The organism is Piscinibacter gummiphilus, assembly GCF_032681285.1.
In the GTDB taxonomy this organism is placed as follows: Bacteria; Pseudomonadota; Gammaproteobacteria; order Burkholderiales; family Burkholderiaceae_C; genus Rhizobacter; species Rhizobacter gummiphilus_A.
Window position 1 is genome coordinate 27,979 of sequence record NZ_CP136336.1, and the last position, 22,594, is coordinate 50,572.

The 22,594-nt window shown below is 69.1% G+C and carries 14 protein-coding genes; 7 read left to right on the forward strand and 7 right to left on the reverse strand.

What is annotated here, in order from left to right:
• Positions 1 to 6 precede the first annotated feature (6 nt).
• The gene (locus RXV79_RS00160) at positions 7 to 1,824 is read left to right on the forward strand and encodes an ABC transporter substrate-binding protein (protein ID WP_316701246.1); all 1,818 of its coding nucleotides are present in this window, start codon (positions 7 to 9) and stop codon (positions 1,822 to 1,824) included.
• A gap of 3 nt (positions 1,825 to 1,827) precedes the next feature.
• Positions 1,828 to 3,846, forward strand: coding sequence for an acetoacetate--CoA ligase (locus tag RXV79_RS00165; protein ID WP_316701247.1), 2,019 nt, complete (start codon positions 1,828 to 1,830; stop codon positions 3,844 to 3,846).
• A gap of 303 nt (positions 3,847 to 4,149) precedes the next feature.
• On the opposite strand, the gene RXV79_RS00170 is transcribed toward RXV79_RS00165, so the two are convergent.
• Positions 4,150 to 4,659: a flavin reductase family protein gene (locus tag RXV79_RS00170; RefSeq protein WP_316701248.1), complete on the reverse strand. Its 510-nt coding sequence runs from the start codon at positions 4,657 to 4,659 to the stop codon at positions 4,150 to 4,152.
• Between the two features lie 79 nt (positions 4,660 to 4,738).
• Here RXV79_RS00170 and RXV79_RS00175 point away from each other — a divergent pair, with 79 nt between their 5' ends.
• From RXV79_RS00175 to RXV79_RS00195, 5 genes are all read left to right on the forward strand, one after another.
• Positions 4,739 to 5,599, forward strand: coding sequence for a M14 family zinc carboxypeptidase (locus RXV79_RS00175; protein WP_316701249.1), 861 nt, complete (start codon positions 4,739 to 4,741; stop codon positions 5,597 to 5,599).
• Between the two features lie 38 nt (positions 5,600 to 5,637).
• Entirely contained in the window at positions 5,638 to 7,230 is a 1,593-nt protein-coding gene (locus RXV79_RS00180) for an AmpG family muropeptide MFS transporter (protein WP_316701250.1), read from the forward strand.
• A gap of 65 nt (positions 7,231 to 7,295) precedes the next feature.
• Positions 7,296 to 8,240, forward strand: coding sequence for a M48 family metallopeptidase (locus RXV79_RS00185; RefSeq protein WP_316701251.1), 945 nt, complete (start codon positions 7,296 to 7,298; stop codon positions 8,238 to 8,240).
• A gap of 150 nt (positions 8,241 to 8,390) precedes the next feature.
• Positions 8,391 to 10,358 carry a patatin-like phospholipase domain-containing protein gene (locus RXV79_RS00190; protein WP_316701252.1) on the forward strand — a complete coding sequence of 656 codons (1,968 nt, stop codon included), beginning with the start codon at positions 8,391 to 8,393 and terminating at the stop codon, positions 10,356 to 10,358.
• A gap of 40 nt (positions 10,359 to 10,398) precedes the next feature.
• Positions 10,399 to 13,998, forward strand: a complete 3,600-nt coding sequence (locus RXV79_RS00195) for a Dyp-type peroxidase (RefSeq protein ID WP_316701253.1) — start codon at positions 10,399 to 10,401, stop codon at positions 13,996 to 13,998.
• 7 nt (positions 13,999 to 14,005) lie between these two features.
• Here RXV79_RS00195 and RXV79_RS00200 read toward each other — a convergent pair whose 3' ends face one another.
• From RXV79_RS00200 to fusA, 6 genes are all read right to left on the reverse strand, one after another.
• Entirely contained in the window at positions 14,006 to 17,098 is a 3,093-nt protein-coding gene (locus RXV79_RS00200) for an ATP-binding protein (RefSeq protein WP_316701255.1), read from the reverse strand.
• 71 nt (positions 17,099 to 17,169) lie between these two features.
• Positions 17,170 to 17,820: a Crp/Fnr family transcriptional regulator gene (locus RXV79_RS00205; protein ID WP_316701256.1), complete on the reverse strand. Its 651-nt coding sequence runs from the start codon at positions 17,818 to 17,820 to the stop codon at positions 17,170 to 17,172.
• Between the two features lie 80 nt (positions 17,821 to 17,900).
• Positions 17,901 to 18,599 carry a helix-turn-helix transcriptional regulator gene (locus tag RXV79_RS00210; RefSeq protein ID WP_316701258.1) on the reverse strand — a complete coding sequence of 233 codons (699 nt, stop codon included), beginning with the start codon at positions 18,597 to 18,599 and terminating at the stop codon, positions 17,901 to 17,903.
• Between the two features lie 111 nt (positions 18,600 to 18,710).
• Entirely contained in the window at positions 18,711 to 19,358 is a 648-nt protein-coding gene (locus RXV79_RS00215) for an MBL fold metallo-hydrolase (protein ID WP_316701260.1), read from the reverse strand.
• A 70-nt stretch (positions 19,359 to 19,428) separates the two neighbouring features.
• The gene (locus tag RXV79_RS00220) at positions 19,429 to 20,037 is read right to left on the reverse strand and encodes a hypothetical protein (protein WP_316701261.1); all 609 of its coding nucleotides are present in this window, start codon (positions 20,035 to 20,037) and stop codon (positions 19,429 to 19,431) included.
• A 150-nt stretch (positions 20,038 to 20,187) separates the two neighbouring features.
• Positions 20,188 to 22,224 carry an elongation factor G gene (fusA, locus tag RXV79_RS00225; RefSeq protein ID WP_316701262.1) on the reverse strand — a complete coding sequence of 679 codons (2,037 nt, stop codon included), beginning with the start codon at positions 22,222 to 22,224 and terminating at the stop codon, positions 20,188 to 20,190.
• Positions 22,225 to 22,594 lie beyond the last annotated feature (370 nt).

Below are 22,594 nucleotides of genomic sequence, written 5' to 3' on the forward strand. Positions count from 1 at the left end.
CGATCGATGAAGCGTGGCCTCGGTGCTGCTTTGATGGCGCTGCTCATGGTGATGGCGGCGCCCGCGGTGCAGGCGCAATCTGCCGGCAGCGCGCCCAAGGTGTTGCGCTATGCGTTCCCCGTCGCGGAGACGGGCTTCGACCCGGCGCAGATCAGCGATTTGTACTCGCGCGTCATCACCGCCCACATCTTCGATGCGCCGCTCAGCTATGACCCGCTGGCCCGGCCCTACAAGCTGAAGCCCTCCACAGCGGTGGCCATGCCGGAGATCAGCGACGACTACAAGACCTTCGTCTTCCGCATCAAGCCGGGCATCTACTTCGCCGACGACCCGGCGTTCAAGGGCAAGAAGCGCGAGCTGGTCGCCGAAGACTACGTCTACTCGGTCAAGCGGGTGTACGACCCGAAGGTCAAGTCGCCCGGGCACCCGTCGCTGGAAGACGAAGGCATCATCGGGCTGCAGGCCTTGCGCGACGAGGCTTTGAAGTCGGGCAAGCCCTTCGACTACGACCGCGAGGTCGAAGGCCTGAAGGCGCTCGACCGCTACACCTTCCGCGTGAAGCTGCGCGAGTCGCGGCCGCGGCACCTGTACTCGGTCTGGGTCGGGCGCGACGTGGCCGCAGGTGCGATGGCGCGCGAAGTGGTCGAGTTCTACGGCGACCGCATCATGGAGCACCCGGTGGGCACCGGGCCGTTCCGGCTGGCCGACTGGCGGCGCAGCTCGAAGATGGTGCTCGAGCGCAACCCGAACTACCGCGACGACGTCTACGACGCCCAACCCAATGCCGATGACGTCGAAGGCCAGGCGCTGCTCCAGCGCTTCAAGGGCAAGCGCCTGCCGATGATCGACCGGGTGGAGGTGTCGGTCATCGAACAGGCGCAACCGCGCTGGCTGTCCTTCCTCAACGGCGAGCAGAGCTTCATCGAGCGCCTGCCCAACGAGTTCGCCGATCAGGCGTTGCCGGGCGGCAAGCTCGCGCCGCACTTGGTCAAACGCGGCGTGCACGCGCACCGCGTGCCGGGCTCCGACGTCACGCTGCTCGTCTTCAACATGGAGAGCCCGGTCGTCGGCGGCTACACCCCTGCGCAGGTGGCACTGCGCCGCGCCATCGCGCTCGGCAACGATGTGGACCGCGAGATCCAGCTCGCGCGGCGCGGCCAGGCCATCCGCGCCCAGTCGATGATGACGCCCTTCACCACCGGCTACTCGGCCGACCGGCGCACCGAGATGAGCGAATACAACCCGGCCCGCGCCCGCGCCCTGCTCGATCTCTACGGCTGGGTCGACCGCAATGGCGATGGCTGGCGCGAGCGGCCCGACGGGTCGCCGCTCGTGATCGAGATGCTGACCCAGTCCGACGGCAGCAGCCGCCAGCTTGACGAGCTCTTCAAGAAAGACATGGACGCGCTCGGCCTGCGCCTGTCGCTCAAGGTCGCACAGTGGCCCGAGAACCTGAAGGCCGCACGGTCGGGCCAGTTCACGACCTGGCGGGTGGGCTCGTCGGCCGCCTCGCCCGACGGCCAGGGTTCGCTGGAGCGCGACTACGGCCCGTCCACCGGCAAGGGCAACCTCGCGCGCTTCCAGCTCAAGGCCTTCGATGCGGTCTACGAGCGCATGAAGATGCTGCCGGACGGGCCCGATCGCCTCGCGCTCTTCGACGAGGCGACGAAGATCGTCGTCGCCTACATGCCCTACCGCATCGGCGTGCACCGCATCCTCACCGACCTCACCGATGCCTCGCTGGTGGGCTACCGCCGCCCGGTCTTCTGGCTCGACTGGTGGCAGTACGTGGACATCGACACCACCAAGTTGAAGAAGCCCTGACCCATGAGCACCCTTCCCGAGCCGCAGATCACGCGCTATACCCGTTGGCTGGCGAAAGAGCGCGGCCTGAATTTCGATGCGACGACGACCGAGCGCTACGACGCGCTGTGGCGCTGGTCGGTCGACGACCTCGATGCGTTCTGGTCCTCCGTGTGGGACTACTTCGACATCCAATCGCCCAGCCCGCGCAGCACGGTGCTGGTGGAAGAAAAGATGCCCGGTGCGCAATGGTTCCCCGGGTCGCAGCTCAACTACGTGCAGCAGGTGTTCCGCCACGCCGACGCGGCGCACGCGGCCGGCCACCCGGCGATCGTGTTCCAGAACGAGCGCATGCGTGAGCGGGGCGAGTTGCAGGAGCTGAGCTGGCCCGAGCTGCGGCGGCAGGTGGCCTCGCTGGCGGCGCACCTGCGGACGCTCGGTGTGGGCGCGGGCGACCGTGTCGTCGCCTTCCTGCCCAACACGCCGCAGACGGCCGTCGCCTTCCTGGCGGTGGCGAGCCTCGGCGCCGTGTGGTCGGTGTGTTCACCCGACATGGGCCCGGTGGCGGTGCTCGACCGCTTCCGCCAGATCGAGCCCAAGGTGCTGATCGCCTGCGATGGTTATGTGTACGGCGGCAGCGCACACGACCGCATGCCGGTGCTGGAAGGCCTGCTCGCCGAGCTGCCCAGCGTGCAGCACGTGGTGGTGTGGCGCTACCTCGACGAGGCCACCGCACCCGCTCGCCTGGCGGGCACCACGCGGCAGGTGCACGACTTCGACACCCTCACCGCCGACGACGCCACACTCGCGCCGACGTGGGTCGCCTTCGACCACCCGCTGTGGGTCGTCTACAGCAGCGGCACCACCGGCCTGCCCAAGCCCATCGTGCACGGCCACGGCGGCGTGGTGCTCGAGGCGCTCAAGATGCTCGGGTTGCACAACAACCTCGGGGCCACGGTCGACACCGGCGACCGCTACCACTGGTACAGCGCGACCGGCTGGATCATGTGGAACTCGCAGGTGGCGGGCCTCCTGCTCGGCACGACGATCTGCCTCTACGACGGCAGCCCGGCGGGCAAGAGCGGCCATGCCGACTGGTCGACCCTCTGGCGCTTCGTCGACGACGCGAAGGCGACCTTCTTCGGTGCCGGCAGCGCCTTCTTCGCCAGCTGCCTGAAGGCCGGGGTGAAGCCGAAGGAGATCTTGAAGCTCTCGCATCTGCGCGCGCTGGGCGCCACCGGCTCGCCACTGGCGACCGAGTGCTACCGCTGGGCCTACGACCACGTGCCCAAGGTCGGCGGCAAGGACATCTGGCTCTCGGTGATCTCGGGCGGCACCGATTTCGCGGGCGCCTTCATCGCCGGCCTGCCCACGCTGCCGGTGGTGGAAGGCGAGATGCAATGCCGCTGCCTGGGCGCCGCGGTGGAAGCGTGGAACGAACAGGGCCAGCCGCTCGTGGACGAGGTGGGTGAACTCGTGTGCGTCAAGCCGATGCCGTCGATGCCGCTGTACTTCTGGAACGACGCCCAGAACCAGCGCTACCACGACAGCTACTTCGACATGTACCCCGGCATCTGGCGCCACGGCGACTGGATCCGCATCACACCACGCGGTGGCGCCATCATCTACGGCCGCAGCGACGCCACCATCAACCGCCACGGCATCCGCATGGGCACCGCCGAGCTGTACCGCGCCGTGGAAGCGCAACCCGAAGTGCTCGACAGCCTGGTGGTCGACCTTGAATACCTCGGGCGCGAAAGCTACATGCCGCTCTTCGTGGTGCTGCGTGAGGGCCTGACGCTCGATGCGGCGCTCGACAAGCGTCTGCGCGAGGCGATCAAGACGGCTTTGTCTGCGCGTCACGTGCCGAACGAGATCTTCCAGGTGAGCGCGATTCCGCGCACGCTCTCTGGCAAGAAGATGGAATTGCCGGTGAAGAAGCTCCTGATGGGCACGCCGCCTGAACTCGTGTTCAAGCTCGATGCGATGGCGAATGCGGATTGCGTGCCGTGGTTTGTGGCGTTTGCTCGAAAGCGCTTCTGAGTTCTGAGCGGCGAGGAGGGCTTGGGATGCGGATTCCTCCGTGTCCCTCCTTGATGAACGCTCCCGCGTTCATCAATTCCTTCCTTTACCTACGGAATCCGCATCCCAAGCCCTCCTCGCGAAGCGCACTGCTCTGCCGCGTTTTTGAGTGGGCAGGGTGTGTCGCGCCAAGGGGCTGGGGTGAGCAAATCCCGGAGGTAAAGGAGGAGACGAAGACCGCGGGAGCGGCCTTCGTCGGGGGACACGGAGGGATTTGTTCACCCCAGCCCCTTGGCGCCGCTCAGGCCCCCAATGTGGAGCCGCTTACAGCGGCAATTCGGTGAAGTACCGCCCGCCGTGATAGATCAGCGGCAACGCACCCTCGCGCCGCTCGCACCGCTCGACCTCGCCGACGAAGATGACGTGGTCGCCTTCCTCGTACTGGCTGCGGTTGAAGCACTCGAACACCGCGGCGCTGCCTTCGAGCACCGGCGCACCGCCCGCGCCCTGGCGAAAGGCCACGCCGGCAAAACGGTCGACGTCTTTCGAGGCGAAGCGCTCGGCCAGCGCGCGCTGGTGGGCGGCGAGGATGTTGATCGCGTAGTGCGAGCCGCCGCTGAAGGCGGGCAGTGAACCCGCGCGGCGCGACAGGCTCCACAACACGAGCGGCGGCGACAAGGAGACCGAGTTGAAGGAATTGGCTGTCAGGCCGACGGGCCGGCCGGTGGCATCGAGTGCGGTGACAACCGTCACGCCGGTGGCGAAAGCGCCCAGTGCCGACCGAAATTCCTGCGAGGAAAAGGCGGGGGTGAGCGGGCGCAGCAAGGCGGTCATTCGGACATTGTGGCGGAGCCCTTCCGACAAGGCCAACTCCCATCTCGGGGGGCAAGTGAACCCATACACTCCCCCAGCCATGAAAACTTCACGCCCAGCGCGGGTTTGGCTCGCTGCCCCGCTTCTGGCCGCCAGCAGCCTGGCGGCGGCCGTGCCGCAGTGCACCGAATGGTCGCGCCGCCTGCCCGGCGTGAGCCGCGGCCTGTGCGAAGAGGCGCGGCTCATGCCCTCGGGGGCGCAGTCGGTGCGCGGCGTGCCGCTGTACCGGCGCGACGTGCACGCGCGTGGCGACGACGCCACGCCCTGGGTCGGCCCGGCACCCACGGTGCCACGCCGGGTGCTGGTGGTGGGCGGCATCCACGGCGACGAGCTGTCGTCGTCGTCCCTCGTCTTCCACTGGATCGCCCACGCCGGCCTCTCGCCGCACGGGCTCGACTGGCGCTTCGTGCCGGCGCTCAACCCCGACGGGCTGATGCTGCCCAAGCCGACGCGCGTCAACGCCAACCGGGTCGACCTGAACCGCAACTTCCCCACCCCGCGCTGGGCGCAGGAAGCGCCGGTGTACTGGGAGAAGCGCACCCGCCGCGACCCGCGCCGCTACCCGGGCCGCGCGGCGCTGTCGGAGCCGGAGAGCCGCTTCCTCGTCGACACCATCAGCGCGTGGAAGCCCGACCTCATCGTGAGCGTGCACGCGCCCTACGGCGTGCTCGACTACGACGGCCCTCGCGAGCCGCCGCAGCGCCTGGGCCGGCTCGAGCTGGAACGTGTGGGCATCTTCCCCGGCTCGCTCGGCCACTACGGCGGCGTGCACAAGGGCGTGCCGGTGGTGACCATCGAGCTGCCCAACGCGCTGCGCGCACCCACCGACGCCGAGATGCGGCAGATGTGGCAGGACCTCCTGCGCTGGGTGGACCAGCGCTTCCATCCCGGTGAGCGCTGAGGCGTGTTCCAGGAGCCGCTTCCTAGAATCGCCGCCACATGCCTGTCACCGCTGCCCCTTCCCAGCCCTTGCACGCCCGCCTCGATGCCTGGCGCCGCCTGATCGTCGTGGCCCTGTTGGGCTTCGCTTCGGGGCTGCCGCTCGCGCTCACCGGCCAGGCCATGCAGGCGTGGCTGAGCCTGGACAAGGTCGACATCGCCACCATCGGTTTCCTGAGCGTGGTCGGCCTGCCCTACACCTTCAAGTTCCTCTGGGCGCCGCTGATGGACCGATTCGAGCTGCCCTGGCTCGGCCGGCGCCGCGGCTGGCTGGTGGTGACGCAGCTCGCACTGGCGCTGGCGCTGTGGTGGATGTCGAGCACCTCGCCCACGGCGTCGATCCGCCTCTTTGCCTTGCTCGCGGTGCTGGTGGCCTTCATCTCGGCCTCGCAAGACATCGTCATCGACGCCTACCGCACCGACCTCCTGCCCGCGCGCGAACGCGGCCTGGGCGCGTCGACCAGCGTGCTGGGCTACCGGCTGGCGATGATCTTCTCGGGCGGCATCGCCTTCATCTGGGCCGACCCCACGCAAGGCGGCCACTGGACATGGCCCGAGGTCTACCGCGTGATGGCCTGGCTGATGGTGGGGGCGGCGGTGGTGTCGCTGCTCTTCCTGCCACGCGTCGACGCCACGCTCAAGCCCACGAGCGCGGCGCGGCGCGACCTGCTCGGCTTCTTCGGCGTGCTGCTGGCCGTGGCGGCCGGTGTGGTGCTGACCGATCGCCTCGGGCCCACCGTCGCCAAAGCGCTGCTGGCGCCGCTGTGGGCCTCGACCACGCTGTCACCGGCCCTGCAGGCCAAGTGGACGCAGCTGCTCGTACTCGTGCTCGGTGTCGGCCTGACCCTGCCGCTCGCCGCCTGGGTGGCCCGCGCGCTGCGCTTCGAGACCCTGCTCGGCGGCCTGCGCAGCTACTTCAGCCAGGAGGGCGCGGGGGCGTTTCTCGGCTTCATCGTGCTCTACAAGCTCGGCGATGCGTTTGCCGGCTCGCTGATGACGCCCTTCCTGCTGCAGTCGATGGCCTTCACGCAGGCCGAGTTTGGCGTCGCCAACAAGCTGATCGGCCTGTGGCTCACCATCGGCGGCGCACTGGTGGGTGGCCTGCTGATGCTCAAGCTGGGCCTCTGGCGCGCGCTGATGCTCTTCGGCGTGCTGCAGATGGTGAGCAACCTCGGCTTCTGGTGGCTCGCCGTCACCGGCAAGGGCGTGCTGCCGGGCTTCGTGGTGCCGGCCTTCGACTGGTACCTCGTCTGGCTCGACAAGGCGACCCCGGTCGATGGCGGGCTCATCATGGTGATCGCCGCCGAGAACATCGCCAGCGGCATGGGCACCGCCGCCTTCGTCGCCTTCCTGATGGGCCTGTGCAACCAGCGCTTCACCGCCACCCAGTACGCCTTGCTGTCGGCTTTCGCGTCGGTCGGTCGGGTCTGGGTGGGGCCGCTGGCCGGTGTGATGGCGGAGACCATCGGCTGGCCGACGTTCTTCATCCTCTCCACCGTGCTGGCCGCGCCGGCGCTCGTGATGCTGTGGTGGCTGCGCCGCCCGGTGCAGGCGCTCGAAGTCGACCCGCGCGCCGCCCTGGCCGACGACTGAGCTTGAAGTCGCGCCGGCGGGAACAACATTTGCCCTTCGTGATCCGAGACGCCATGACTGTCCCCATGACCTCCCATTTCCGACACGACGCCGAACTGCCCGAGCCGCCCCTGTCGCCCGAAGGGCACCAGCAGGGCTGCGGTTGTTTCCTGCACCGCCGTCGCCTCTTCACCGGCGCGCTCGCCGCGGGCGCCGGCCTCGCCGCCATGCCGGCCTGGGCCCGCGAAGGCGTCGAGGTGGGCAAGGAATCGCAGTTCTCGAAGTTCGTGTCAGCCGACCAGATCGAAGGCGCCGCGCAGTCGCAATACGCGGCCATGAAGCAGCAGGCGGCCGAGAAGAAGGCGCTCGCACCCGACAACCACCCGCAGGTCATCCGCCTGCGCGCCATTGCGTCGCGCATCATCCCGTTCACCGACGAATGGAACCCGCGCGCCAAGTCGTGGAAGTGGGAGATCAACCTGCTCGGCTCGCAGCAGATCAACGCCTTCTGCATGCCAGGCGGCAAGATCGCCTTCTACTACGGCATCCTGCAGCAGCTGCAGCTCACCGACGACGAGGTCGCGATGGTGATGGGCCACGAGGTTGCCCACGCGCTGCGCGAGCATGCGCGTGAGCGCATGGGCAAGACACTGGCCACGCGCGGCGCCATCGAACTCGGCGCCGCCATCTTCGGCCTGGGCAACGCCGGCCGCATGGCCGCCGACATGGGCGGCCAGCTCCTCACGCTCAAGTTCGGCCGCGAAGACGAGTCCGAAGCCGACCTGGTCGGCATGGAACTCGCCGCCCGCGCCGGCTACAACCCACGCGCCGGCGTGAGCCTGTGGAACAAGATGGGCCAGGCGAGCAAGGGTGCACCGCCGCAGTTCCTGTCGACCCACCCCTCGGGGCCGACGCGCATCCGCGACATCGAGATGGCCCTGCCGAAGGTGGAAGGGCTCTACGCCCGGGCGCCCAAGCCCGAGCAGCGTTTCGAGCCGCCGAAGGCGGCGTCGGCGGCGGCCAAGGGCTAACCAGCAAACGCCAGGGCTCCGCGCCCACGCAAACCCCGTTGGCACTCGATGCCGCCGGATGGCATCCTCCACGAGGAGGATGCGCGGCCCGGCATGTCGCGCCCACACTGCAAAGCTCCGCAGGCACGGAGTTCGACCGCAGGGAGCGTCATGGAACGGTCACACCACGAGAGCGTCGAGGCAGCCCCTCCGCTGCCCGCCTTCACGGACATGGCGCCGCCAGACCGCTACTGCGATCTGATCCTCACCGGCGGCATCACCAGCGCCATCGCCTACCCGCCTGCCATCTGCACGCTGGCGAGCGTCTACCGCCTGCGCAGCTTGGGCGGAGCCTCGTCGGGTGCTGGCTCCGCGGCGCTAGCGGCAGCGGCTGAGTACCGGCGCCGGCACGGCTCGGCGCAAGGCTTCCAGACTTTGCTCGAGCGCACCGCTGAAGTTGCCGATTGCACCGACGGCCGGACGAACCTGGAGTGGCTGTTCCAGCCCGCCGAAGGCAAGCAGCGCCTCTTCAACACGCTGGTGCGCGGGCTCGCCAAGCCCGGCAACAGGCTCGTCGGGGAATTCTTTGCCAGCTACTTCCTCTGGCCGCTGGTGCTGGCGGTGCTGCTGCTGGTGGGCATCGCGCTCATCGTGGCCGTGCAGCAGACGACCTATCGCTTCGCGATCGGCGTGGGAAGCACGCTCTTCGTGATCGTGCTGGGCGTGTGGTGGGGCATCGATGCGCTGTGGGGCGACGTGCGGCGAGTGCTCGACGACGGCTATGGCCTGTGCACCGGGAAAGACCCGTCACCCGGTGCACCGCGCCCGCCGCTCACGGTCTGGCTGCACAACCTCATCCAGGAGGTGGCCGGACGCCCGTTCGACAAGGCCCCGCTGACCTTCGCCGACCTCGAGGCCGCCCCGGGTGCGCCGTCCGACACGCTCGGCACGCGGGCCGCCGGCGACGAGCTTGCGATCCGGCTGCAGATGTTCACTGCCAACCTCACGCTTGGGCGGCCCTGTCTCTTCCCGCGCTCCGACGACCCCGATGAGGTGGAAAGCTCGGTGCTGTACTTCCTGCCGGGCGAAATGCGTCGTCTCTTCCCCGATGCGGTCGTCGACCACATGGTCGAGGCCTCGCAGCCCTACACCGGCGATGCGCAGCCCTACCCCAGGAGCCGGTTGGCCGCCTATGACGCGGGTGGCGAGCCCTTCCGGCGCCTGCCCGGCCGGCAGCTTCCGATCGTGGTGGCCGCGCGCATGAGCGTGAGTTTTCCGGTGCTCTTCAACGCGGTGCCGCTGTGGGTCGTCGAACATAAGCATCGGCCCGACGGGAGCGTCGACGCACGCATTCGCCGCTGCCTCTTCGCCGATGGCGGCTTCTGCTCCAACTTCCCCATCCACCTCTTCGACAGCGCGGTGCCCGATTGGCCCACCTTCGGCATCTCGCTGCGCGACCTGATCGAAGACACCGAAAAAGGCAAGACCGAGCGCGACCAGATGTTCGACTCGATCCAGCTGCCCAAGCGCCACAACCAACCGATCGAAGAGGTCTGGCAGGACTTCGACGACCGGCCGGGCGGCCGCCTGGGCGGCTTCGTCGGTGCCATGCTGGCCACGGTCAAGGACTGGAACGACGCCACGCTCGCCCGTCTGCCCGGCGTGCGCGACCGGGTGGTGCGTGTCGGGCTCTCGCCGGGCATCGGTGGCCTGAACATCCTCATGGACGGCCGGCAGATCCGGCTGCTGGCCGACGTGGGCCGCGAGGCCGCGATCCGGTTGCTCAAGCGCTTCGTGCTCGAAGCCGGGCCCGACGGCCTTGCGCCTGCGTGGCACGAGCACCGCTGGGTGCGTTTCAACATCCTTCGCGACTGTCTCGTCGAGAACCTGGCGGGCTTCGGTGCATCGGCCCGGGCCTCCAAGTTCGCCAAGCCCCTAAGCGAACACATCGAGGCGGCCACCCAGGCGGCACCGCTGCACGGGGATGAATCGTCGCAGCTGCTCGCCTCGCAGGCCGCGGCGCTGCAGGGCGTGCTGGCCGCGCTGCAGGACGCCGAACGGGCGCTGTCGGCCAGCGTCGCCCAGCAGCCCTACACACCTCGCCCGCGACCCAACCTGCGCATCCGCCCGCCGCTCTGACGGAGTGCGCCCCATGTCTACGCTCACGAGGCCCGCCACCATGTACCAAGTCCCTCCGACCAAGACCAAGAGCCTGCTGGGCACGAGCGACCTCACGCTGGTGGCGACCATCAAGACGGGTTTCGCGCCTGCCTACGATGCGCGCAGCTACCAGAGCCGTCTGCGCATCCTGCTCACCACGCTGAGCGCGGGGCGCACCTCGTCGCAGGAGGCGCAGCCCACGCCGCTGATCGAGGATGCGATCGACCGCATCCGCGCGATCCATTCCTTCCGCCTCGCCTTCATCGGCGACCCCTTCAAGCCGCAGCTGCTGTTGGCCGTCACCTTCGACGGCGGCTGGGAGCCCTACATGCGCCACATCTGGCGCGACCTTGGGCCGCTGCTCGACGTGATCTTCTGCAACTGCGACGGCTACCTCACCTCGTGCAACCACAGCTACGGCGAATACATCGCGTGGGTGCGCTCGGCGCAGGTGGGCACGGAGTTCGTCTACACGGCGAGCCCGCTGACGGTGGATGACCTGCACTACTTCCGCGACCGCGAGCAAGGCCGTCTGCTGCCTCTGGCCAGCAAACCCGCACCGGCGCCACCGGCGGGGCCCGCCTTGCTCGAACAGGCCTGGCCGGCGCTCACCACGGTGTACCGCCTGGCCGACATGTACCTTCCGCAAGGGGCCCCCAAGCCGCACGACGATGCCGATGTGCTGCTGCTGGCGGCGCGCCTGTTTCTCGCCAGCGCGCTCCCGGCCTTGAAGCAGGCCTCACCGAAAGGCCGCCTACCCTCCGAGCAGGCTGCGCTGAAATGGGTGCTGGGGCTGACCGAGGCGGAGAAGCAGGCCCAGGCCCAGAAGCCGGTGGCCGCACCGACGCCGTCCGTCTTCCAGCCCGACAAGGCCCAGGGGGGCATCGTCGTCGACCAGTACCTCGAGATGACCCACGGCTGCGTCGTGCTCATCGAGCTGAAGAACGCCGCCGCCGCGCAGGCCCTGCTGGAATACCTGGAGCCGCGGGTGACGCGTGGCAGCACGCCGATCCCGGCCGGTAACTTGGTGACCCCCTGCCTCAACGTCGCCTTCACCCTCGAAGGCCTGCGCGTGGCCGGCGTGCCGGCCGGCACGCTGGAGTGCATGCCGATCGAGTTTCGCGAGGGTATGGCGGCGCGCGCGAGCATCCTCGGCGACGTCGACTACAACCACCCCACACGCTGGACGCTTCCTGAAGTCAACTGGCCCATCCCCACACCGCCGGGGCAGCGGGTGGAGATGAGCTCGGTGCATGTGATCGTGCAGCTCGCCACCCGCCGCGTGCCGTCGAGCACGTTCGACGATTTCTTCGCCCATCCGCAGCCAGCAACGCCGCATCCGCTGCTCGCGGACGTCGTGCGCTTGGGACAGTGCGGCGCAGGTGTGCGCATCCTCTCGGTGCAGCCGACGCAGCGCTACATCGCCGCCTTCAACGCAAAAACCTATGGCCACTTCCGCTACGTCGACGGGCTGAGTCAGCCGACGGTCGGGGGCGCCGAGCCGGCCGGCCCCGGCTACCCGAACCACGTCCCGCTGGGCGACGTGCTGCTCGGCTACGAAAACTCGCGCAAGGACCCGCCGCTTCGCGGCCCCCTGTGGGACGACAGCACCTTCGTCGTCATCCGCAAACTCCGGCAGTACGTCGACAGGTTCGACAACCTGCTGAACCGCAGCACGCTGCCGAAGGGCAAGGCCGAGGAGTTGCTCATGGGCCGCAAGCCCAACGGGGACAACCTGGTGATGCCGGCCACCGCCAATGGCTTCAACTACGGCATCGACCCCGACGCGAAGAAGTGCCCCTTCCAGTCGCACGTGCGCCGCTCCAACCCTCGCACGTCGGGCGTGCCGCGCATCATCCGGCGCGGCATGTCCTACGGGCCGCAGTACAGCGTGCAGCCGGGCACCGAGCGCGGCTTGATGTTCACCGCCTACAACGCCTCCATCACCGAGCAGTTCGAGGTGATCCAGGGCTGGTTGAGCGGCGGCAACGCCAATGGCTCGCAGGCCTACTCGGGCTTGCGCGACCCGTTCCTCGGGGTGTGCGCGGCGGGTGACCCGCAGCGATTCGCTTTCGACGGTGGCGCCTTGGCGCTCGACCCGGCCGAGCCGCTAGTCACGCTGGAGTGGGGGCTGTATGCCTTCGTGCCGTCCATCGACGCCCTGAAGGAACTCTGGCAACGGGCGCGTGACGCCGCCACGCAGAAGACGGTGTCCACCTGTCCCTACCACCTGGCGCAGACCGACGAGGACCGCAAGCGCGAGCGCACGGCCCTGGCCCTGAAGGGTGCGGCGGTGATCAATGGCCTGCAGCTGATCGAACGGATGCAGGGCATCGAGGCCGCCAAGACGCAGTGGAAAATCATGCTCGAAGACTTCGCGACGCGGATGTCCGGCGTCAGCCGGGCGGTATGGGCCGGGGTGCGCGAGCTGCACGGCGGTGTCTTGAAGACGCCCTACGGCGTGCTGGTGTGCGACCGCCTGCGGGTGCGCGAGGTGTACGAGAACAGCCAGGGCCGCTACACCGTGGCGGGCTACAACGAGCGGCTGCGCTCGTCGATCGGCGAGATCTACTTGGGGCTGGACGACAAGGCGCAACACGATCTGGCCGACAGCGGTGTGAACGCAGCCATCTACGCGGTGACGGAGCAGCAGGCGTTCGACGTCGCGTACCAGAGCATGACGTCCACCGTGGCGAAGTTCCTGCCCGCAGCGGGCCAGGCGGTCACGATCGAGGTCAAGGACCTGGTGGACGAAGCGCTGGCCGAGGTCTGCAAGCCGTGGTTCGGCATTCCCGATGGCACCTACGTGGCGCCTGGGGGCTGGTCGGTCGGCGCGACGGCGGTCACCTGCCCCGGCAATTTCCACCCGCCGTCGCGCTACACCTTCCAGCCCAATCCCGGGCCGGAGATCGCGGCCGCCGGCAAGGACGAGGGCAAGGCCTTGCGCAACAAGGTCGCGCAGCTCGTGCGGGCGAACCTCGCTGCCATCCAGCAATCACGCCTTGGCAAGGCGATCGACGCAGCGGCGGTGGTGGCGACGGCCGCTGCGCCCAACACGAAGGACGACCTGCTCGTGCGCAACCTGGTCGGCGCCATGATGGGCATGCTGCCCACGGTCGATGGCAACTTGCGCGGTGTGCTCTTCGAGTGGGTGAAGGACTTGTCGCTGTGGGATCACCAGCTGCACTACCGGCAGTATCCCGCCCTGGCGCCGTACGACCGCGCGGTGGCGGCCTTGCTGCCGCCGCTCACCAGCACCATGCAGCTGCGCCCGGCGCCCGAGCTGGTGTGGCGCTCCGCCCGCCAGGCCCACGACCTGGGTGGGGTGCCGGTGGCAGCGGGTGAGACGGTGGTGGTGAGCATCGTGTCGGCCATGCAGCAGAACCAGCTGCGTGTGCAGGTCGACGATGGCTACACCCCGGTGGATGACAAAGACCCGCTGTGGCCGGTCTTCGGTGGCCTGCGCGGCGAACCGAAGTGGACGACGCCGGAACCCTTGCACGCCTGCCCCGGCTACAAGATGGCGATGGGCACACTGCTCGGCCTGCTCGCCGGCCTGCTGGAGAACCACACCTGGCGCCCGACGCTCTCGCCGACGACGCTCAAGCTGTATCGCTGAGGGTCGATCAGCGCAGGCCCGCGTGCAGGCGGATGGCCTCGGCCAGGTGCCACTGCATGCGCAGCGCGCCAAAGGTCTCGATCGCGCGCTCGATGTGGGCCAAGGCCAGCGGCCGGTCGCCGCGTGCCTGCGCCAGCCGCGCTGTGCACCAGTCGTTGCACGCTGCTTCGTGCGGCGAGTGGCGGCCACGGGCCACCTTGGTGGCCTTCTCCAAGTAGCGCTGGGCCGTGGCTTCGTCATCTTGTGCAGCTGCCATGCCTGCAAGCGCACGGAAGGCCATCGCCGCGCCGAGCCAGTCGCGCTTGCGCGCGCGCTGCAGCGCGCGGGTGGCGTGCACCCGTGCGTCGTTGGGCCGGCCCTCGGCAGCCGCCGCTTCGGCCAGCCAGCCGTGCGCGAGCGAGATGAAGAGGCTCTTGTCGCGAGCCTCCAGCCACGACACCGCTTCGGCCAGGGAACGCAGAGCGCCCGGGGCGCGCGCGAGCTGCCATTCCGAATAAGCGCCCAGCGCGCGGCCCATCGCGAAGAGGTAGAGGCTCTTCACGCGCTCGCCCACCTGCTGCGCGCGCAGGGCGTCCTGGCGGGCGTCTTCCCAACGACCCTGCCAGAGCTTCACGCCGCTGCGCCAGCACATCACCGAGCCTTCGACTTCGTGGCCCGGCCAGGGCAGGAAGCGCAGGGCCTCGTCGAAGCAGGCGTGCGCGTCGTCGAAGCGGCCCAGGTCGCCGAGGATGCTCGCCTTGCAGGTGAGCGAGAACGCGACGCTCGCGCCGGGGCGTCCGCTGCCACGGCGTGTGGCCTCGGGCACGGTGGCCTCTTCGAGCAGCTGGAGACCCACGCGGTAGTCGGCTGCCGCGGCGAGCGCCTGCCCAAGCGTGACGTGGATTTGCTCCACCAGCCGTGCATCGCTGAGGTCCTTGGCGATCGACATCGCGAGCTCGCAGTGCTTCACCGCGGCGCGTGCTTCGCCAAGCGCATAGTTGACGTAGGCGAGCCAGTATTCGGCATAGGCGCCGCCGGGTGCGTCATGGTGGTGGTGCGCGAGCGCCACCGCGCGGTGGAAGATCTCGAGATCCTCGCGCGATGGGTCGAACACGCTGGCCAGCCCGAGGCGGCGCACGATGGAGCGCCACGCCTGGTAGCGCTGCGGTGTGTCGGGCTGCCGCTCCAGCATGGCCAGCGCGTTGCGGTAGTGGGCTTTCGCGCGGTCGATCGACGAGGCAGCCATCGCTTTGTCACCGGCCATCTCGGCATACCGTGCGGCTTCGGCCAGGTCGGCCGCACCGGCGTGGTGGTAGGCCAGCGCTTCCACGGCCTCGATGTCGGCGCCGGACTGGGTGCGGTCGTGCATCAGCAAGGCGATGCGCCGGTGCATGGTGTGCCGGCGGTGCAGGCCGAGCGTGGCGTAGACCACCTCGCGCGTGATGCCGTGCTTGAAGCGCAGCGTGCCGGTGCGATCGCCGGGGAAGATGAAGTCCTGCGCGGCCAGGGCGTGCACCGTGGCATGGTCTTCGCCACAGCCGGTGAGGCGCTCGAGCAGCCACGTCGGCACCACGTTGCCGATCACCGCCGCGGCGCAGAGCACCTCGTTGTGCTCGGGTGGAAGGCGCGTCACGCGCGAGGCGATCAGCGTTTCGAGCCAGACCGATCCAGCGGGAGCGACGTCGAGGCGGCCCTGCGCTTCCAGCGTGCTGGCCGCGGAGTGGCACAACTCCTCGAGGAACAAGGCGTTGCCACCGGAGTGCCGGCGAATGGCTTCGGCTACGAAAGGGTTGGCGCGCGGCAGCAGACGGCCGATGGTGGTGTCGGCTTCGGCGTCGGAGAAGACCGACAGCTCCAGCATGTCGGCCGACGTCAGCTGCGCATCGCCCACCTCCATCGGGCGCGTGGCGGCCAGCACCAGGATTGGCAGCTCTCGCAGCTCGCAGATGGCGTAGACCACTTGGCGTGTCGCCTGGTCGGCCCACTGCCAGTCGTCGATGAAGATGATTTGCGTGCGCACCTGGGCTGCGGCCACCACCAGGTCGCGGACGGCCTTGATGGTCTGCTCAGGGGTCTGGCAAGGAGTGGCGGCGCCGTCCTGGGCCTGAGGCGGCAGCGACAGTGCCTGCAGCAGCGCCAGGCGGTGCTTGCTGAGGGCCGGCGCGATGCGCGACAGCCGTTCCTCGAAGGCAGCGGACGCTGCTGCGGGCGAGGTCAGGGCCGACAGACCGAACTGCGAGCGCAGCATCTGCAGGAATGGCTGCAGGGGTTCGGCGCTCAGGTCGCGCTCGCAGTAGCCACGCGACACCGTGCAATCGAGGGTCGCGGCGGCGCGATGCAGGAACTCTTCCGCCAGCCGGGTCTTGCCGACGCCGGCCGGCGCCTGCACGGCCACGAATCGCGGGCGACCGCTGCGCACGCTGTCGAGGGCGTCCATGAGCCACTTCAGCTCCGCATGCCGCCCGATGAAGGGCACCAGGCCACGTTGCACGTGGGCCTCGAAGCGCGTCTTCAGTGAGTTGCGCGCGAGGACGCGGTAAACGGCAAACGGCTGCACCCTCCCCTTGACCGAAAGGGGCAGTTCTTCGGTGTGAAACAAGGCGCTGCGCGGCCCAAGCGTCTCGGCGCTCACGAGGATTTCATCGGCCGCGGCCTCGTCGCTCAGGTGCTTGGCGATGCCGGGGGCGGGCCCGTAGAGCCGGTAGCGGCCCGCCGCGTCGTCGCCGGGCTGGGTCAGCACGAGGCCGGCGTGCACGCCGGAATGCACGCTCAGGTCACCGGCGCCGTGCACTGCGTATTTCGCTCGCAGGGCCTGCACGCGGTCGCGCACCTCGAGCGCCACTTCGACCGCACGCTGGCCGTCGTCCTCGGTCGCGTGAGGCTCGCCGAAGAAGGCCTGGAAACCGTCGCCCTGCAGCTGGTTGTAGGTGCCTTGGCGCGCGGCCACCGCACTTTCGAAAATGCGCTCCACGTCGGCATTCAGCTCGGCGTTGATCTCGGCCTCCATCGTGCTCGAGAGCGCGGTGGAGTTCGACAGGTCGGTGTACAGCACGGTCAGGTGGCGCTTGGGCGGTGACGCCAGCTCCTCGACGTGTGAACCGGGTTCTTCGACTCGCGACACGCGGCCTCCTGTGGTGAGACGATTGTGTCCTGCCGGAGAAAGCGCAAGCAATAGCCGCGCCCGGCGGCGGCCTACCAGCGCGCAGGAAGCGGTCGGGGCAACACCAACCCGCGGCCCTGGCGCAACAAGTAGCCGCCGCGTTCTAGGTCTTTCATCAACCGGCTGACCATTTCACGCGAACAGCCGACACGGCTGGCCAGGGCCGCGTGCGTCAGGCGCTCGGCGATGGTGCGGCTGCCGTCGGGCTGCGGCTCGGAGAGTTCGGCCAACAGGGCCGCGAGGCGCCCGTAGACGTCGAGTAGCGCCATGTTGCGCGCGGTCTGCGTTGCCAGGCGTGCCCGCCGGATCACCCGGGCCAGCAGCTCGAACGCGAACTCCGGGCTCGCCGCGATGTGGTCGCGCAGCGTCTTGCGCGTGACCACCACACAGACCGTGGGCTCCAGGGTGATGACGGAGGCCGAGCGAGGCCCCCCGTCGAGGCTCATCTCGCCCAGGTACTCCCCGGGCCCATAGATGCCATAGACGATCTCGCGGTCGCGTGCATCGGTGGAGAAGGACTTCACCTTGCCCGACAACACGATGAAGAGGGTGTCGCCGAGGTCGCCCTCTTCGATCAGCAGCGTGCCCTTGCGGTAGCGGCGGGTCTGGCCACGCTCGAGCAGCGGTCTCAGCGTGTCGGGCCAGTCGGTGTCGGGCGGGAGCGCGCCTGCGGCGGAGTCCATGTGGGCGGGTGGGGGTGAGGCGCAACGATCATCGCCCCAAACCCGATCCGCCCGCAACGCGCCTTACCCGGCGCTCGGGATCAATGTGCGAACAGGGATCGCATCGCCATCCTAATCGGCGGCAAGGCGGCCACGCGGCTCATCAGGTCGCGGATGCTCGCCGTCTGCGTCTTGTGGCGGATGCTGCTGATCTGCGTGCGCACGGTGGAGACGGCCACGTCGAACTGGTGTGCCACCTGCTTGGGCCCGAGGCCGCTGCACAGCGCCCGCAGCACCCGCGCCTCGGCATCGGTCAGCCCCTGGGCGCGGGCGTAGAAGTCGATGGTCAGCGCCTCGCCCGGCTGCCGGCGCCCGAGCACCAGCAGCACCAGCGCATCGCCCTCGGGTGCTTCTTCGGGCAAGGGCACCACCGCCACCGACAGCCCGGGCTGATGGGCGCCGAGCCACAGCAGGCAGCGGCGCCCGCGGCGTGCATCGAGCAGCGCCTGCGCGAGGAGCTGGCTCTCCTGGCGGTGCACCGCCCGCAGCTGCTGGTCGTGTACCGCCAGGCGATGGGCGAGGCTCAGCTCGCGGCGCGCGGGTTCGTTGGCATGTCGCAGGCGGCCGGAATGGGTCACCAGCAGCATGCCGTGGTCCATCTCGTCGAGCATGAGGGTGAGCCAGCGCGTGAGCGGCGGCGGGTTGACCGAGCGGCGCTCGGGCCCGGTGTAGCGGGTGTGCCCGGATGCGCTGTGGGGGGTGCGAATGCATTCGTCCAGCATGGTGGTTCCCTTCCTCATCGTTGGCAGGCTCGAGGCGCCCGTGGCCGTGCGTTGAATCTAGGGATGCGCGGGCCCGCCCAGCGGTGAATTCCACCGCCCCGCTTGTGAACTATTCACCTCCACGATCCGTCAGCGGGCCACATCCCGTACATAGGGGTTGCTGCGCCGCTCCTGCCCGAAGCTGCTCTCCGGCCCGTGGCCGGGGATGAACACCACCGCGTCGCCCATCGGCCACAGGCGGCTGCGGATCGACTCGACCAGCGTGTCGAAGTCGCCCTGCGGGAAGTCGGTGCGGCCGATGCTGCCGGCGAAGAGCACGTCGCCCACGAAGGCGCGTTGCGAGTCGGGTTCGAAGAAGACCACGTGGCCCGGCGTGTGCCCCGGGCAGTGGCGCACCTGCAGCGTGCAATGGCCCACCTGCACGGTGTCGCCGTCGTGCAGCCAGCGGGTGGGCGTGAAGGTCTCGGCAGGCGGGAAGCCGAACATCGCGCTCTGCTGCGGCAGGCCGTCGATCCAGAACTGGTCGGCCTCGTGCGGGCCGACGATGGGGAGGCCCAGCTCGCGCGCCAGCGTGCCGGTGCCGCCGGCATGGTCGATGTGGGCGTGGGTGAGCAGGATCTGCTTGAGCGTGACGCCCAGCTTCTGCGCGGTCGCCACGAGGCGCGGCAGCTCGCCGCCCGGGTCGACGACGGCGCCTTCCATCGTCTCGTCGCACCACACGATGGAGCAGTTCTGTTGGAAGGGGGTGACGGGGACGGTCTGGTAACGAAAGCTCATGGGCGCCCAATGACAACGATGTGTTGAACCGAATGTCAATGTATCGGTGTCGGGGCGCGCCGCGGCGAACTCAGCGCGGCAGGTAGAGGCGGTCGGTGTACGTCGCAAGCCACTCCGGGTGGAAGGCCACGAGGATGGCGACCACCATTCCCGTGAGAAAGGCTTCGCCGAACGCGCCGAGCCAGCGGGCAATGTAGAACTCCGGCGGCACCGGCTGACCCAGCAGCGACAGCGCGATCCACGCGGCCGTCGCGCAGGCGAGCAAGGTGCCCAGGAAACCCCGCCCGAGGATGTAGATGAAAAGGTGGTGCGGCATCCAGCGCCGCAGCGCCGCGCCGATCGCGAGCGCGAGCGATCCGGGCACCGCACCCAGCCATACCAGCCGGTGCAGCGCCTCGGCCAGTGGCAGGTCACCCGCCACCATGGTCACGACGGCCGCCGGCACCAGCGCCAGCATCGCCAGCGGCCAGCCCGCCATCAAGGTGAGCAACACCACGCCCGAGAGGGGCTGGGCGAAGGGGGAGGCCGTATAGCGGTCGAGGCCCCAGAAGAGTGGCAGCAGCGCCCAGAACGCCCACCACGGCCAGGGAGGGCCCGACGGCAAGGCACGCCATGGCCGCACCCACAAGGCGGCGGCGAGCGCGAGCAGCGCAAGGCACGAGTCGATGAACAGCACCACGGCGCGAGGCTAGGTCGCAGCCGCGCCGGATGCCTTGACGTGACGCAATCGCCCTGACGCCGTCGCGGTCGGCCCTGCGGCACCGCATGTCAGTCGCGACGCAAAAGGATGGCGGGGTGCGGATCGAAACCCGCACCCCGCCCCGCGGCCTCAGCGTTGCGCCATCTCGGCGACCACGCTTGCCGGCGCCACGGCGTAGTGGTCGAACTGCATCGTGTACTGCGCGCGCCCCGACGAGAGCGCGCGCAGGTGGCCGATGTAGCCGAACATCTCGGCCAGCGGCACCTGCGCGTCGACCACCGCGGCGTTGCCACGCTGGCCTTGCCCGCGCACGTGCCCACGCCGGCGATGCAGGTCGCCGATCACGTCGCCCAGGTGCTCGACCGGTGTGACGACTTCCACCGCCATCACCGGCTCCAGCACCACCGGCTCCGCCTTCGCGAAGGCCTCGCGCGCCGCGGCGAACGCGGCCAGTTCGAAGGCAAGCGTCGACGAGTCGCGCTCGTGGAACGCGCCGTCGAGGAGCGTGGCCTCGAAGTCCACCACCGGGGCGCCAGCGATCGCGCCGGTCTGCGCCGCACGCTGGATGCCCTGCTCCACCGCGGGAATGAACTCGCGCGGCACCGCACCGCCGACGACCTCGCTCGCGAAACGCACACCCTCGCCGCGCGCCAGGGGCGCGAAGCGCAGCGTGACCTGGGCGAACTGGCCGGGGCCGCCGGACTGCTTCTTGTGCACGTGGTACACCTCCACCGCCCGCGTGATCGTCTCGCGGTAGGCCACCTGCGGACGGCCGACCAGCACCTCCACACCGAAGCGCGCGCGCAGCTTCTCCACCGAGACCTCGAGCTGCAGCTCGCCCATGCCCGAGAGGATCGTCTGCCCCGATTCGGCGTCTTGCCGCATCCTGAGGCTCGGGTCTTCTCGCAGCAAGGCGTGCAAGGCCTTCGACAACCCAGTCAGGTCGTCGCGCGTCTTCGGCTCAATCGCCACGTCGATCACCGGCTCGGGCACGCTGATCTCTTCGAGATGCAGCGGGTGCGCCGGGTCGCACAGGGTGTGACCCGTCAGCGTGTCCTTCAGGCCCACGATGGCGGCGATGTCACCGGCGACGAGCTCCTCGCGTTCGACGTGCGCGTCGGCATGCACCTCGTACAGCCGCGCCACCCGCTCGTGGCGGCCGGTGCTCGCATTGAGCACGCTGTCGCCCCGCTTGAGCCGGCCGCGGTAGACGCGCACGAACACCTTGGCGCCGTGGTCATCGGCCACGAGCTTGAAGGCGAGCGCGGCGAACGGCCCTTGCGGGTCGGACGCAGGCGTGCCTTCCGCGCGCAACACGTCGCTCGGCGACGGCAGGTAGTCGACGACCGCATCGAGCAGCGGCTCGACGCCGCGGTTCCTGAACGCGGAGCCGGCGAGCGCGGGCACGAAGGCACCCGTGAGCGTGGCACGGCGGATGCAGGCGCGGAGCGTGGCCTCGTCCACCGCGTCACCGTTGAGGTACGCGTTCAGAGCGGCGTCGTCCTGTTCGACCGCGGCCTCCACGAGGCGAGCACGGTGCGCTTGCGCGAGGGCCATCAACGGTGCCGGGATCTCCGTCACCGCATAGGGCTCGCGCGCGTCGTCGCGCGCCCACACGAGCGCCCGCAGGCCGACGAGGTCGACCACGCCGCGGAAGTCGCCTTCCGTGCCGATCGGCAGCTGCAACGGCAGCACTTTCGTGCCGAGCCGCTCTTCCATCATCGCCACCACGCGCAGGAAGTCCGCACCCACGCGGTCGAGCTTGTTGATGAAGGCGATGCGCGGCACGCGGTACTGGTCGGCCAGGCGCCAGTTGGTCTCGGTCTGCGGCTCCACGCCGGCCACGCCGTCGAACACGACCACGGCACCGTCGAGCACACGCAGCGAGCGGTTCACCTCGATGTTGAAGTCAATGTGGCCGGGCGTGTCGATCAGGTTGATCTGCACGCCGTTCCAGTGGACCGTGGTCGCGGCGCTGTTGATCGTGATGCCGCGCTTGCGCTCTTGCGGGTCGAAGTCGAGCTGCGTCGTGCCGGCGTTCACGTCGCCGATGCGATGGCTCTCGCCCGTGTAGAAGAGGATGCGCTCGCTGGTCGTGGTCTTGCCGGCGTCGACGTGGGCGATGACGCCGATGTTGCGAAGCTGGCGGGGTTTGTTGTTGTTCATGGCGAATCTTTCTTTCGAAGAAGTCTGGGGCAGGCAAGCCCCAGGCGGATTCGCCGATGAGGCTAGCGTCGAATGAGAGGGGTGCGGCCGGAGCGCGCACGCAGAACCACCACGCTCCGGCGGGCGCGAATCGTGGCGATCAGCTTGTCGTAGGTGCGAGTGCGCATGGCGAAGTCCCAGAAACAGAAAACCCCGGAGGGCGGGCGCCTGCCGGGGTTCTGAAGGGATTCAGGGCCGGAAGGCGCAGCACGCCTTCCGATGCGGAATCGGAAGGCTCAGGTGGCGAACAAATCGTGAGTGATCTTCATGAGGCCGCCATTCTGCTCGCGAGACGACGCTTGCGCAACGCGTGAGCATGCATGGGCGCGAT